Annotated in this window: 1 protein-coding gene; it reads left to right on the top strand. The window is 55.9% G+C overall.

Translation table 11 applies throughout. The features are described 5' to 3' along the window. Positions 1-247, top strand: a 247-nt coding sequence (locus HEN33_RS25950; RefSeq protein ID WP_183083578.1) for a phage tail tape measure protein, incomplete at both ends; no start/stop codon positions are given.

Raw genomic sequence — 247 nt, 5'->3', positions numbered from 1 at the left:
AGAAAAAGACCTGGGCGGCTGAAGACCAGCTTCGCGGGAGCTGGATGGCAGGCCTGAAGTCCGGCTGGAGTGAGTGGGAAGAGAGCGCCACGGACAGTATGTCGCAGGTAAAAAGTGCAGCCACGCAGACCTTTGATGGTATTGCACAGAATATGGCGGCGATGCTGACCGGCAGTGAACAGAACTGGCGTGGCTTCACCCGTTCCGTGCTGTCCATGATGACAGAAATTCTGCTTAAGCAGGCAAT

This window comes from Escherichia sp. 94.0001 (assembly GCF_013369155.2).
In the GTDB taxonomy this organism is placed as follows: Bacteria; Pseudomonadota; Gammaproteobacteria; order Enterobacterales; family Enterobacteriaceae; genus Escherichia; species Escherichia coli_F.
This window is presented reverse-complemented; position numbering and strand designations above follow the sequence as displayed.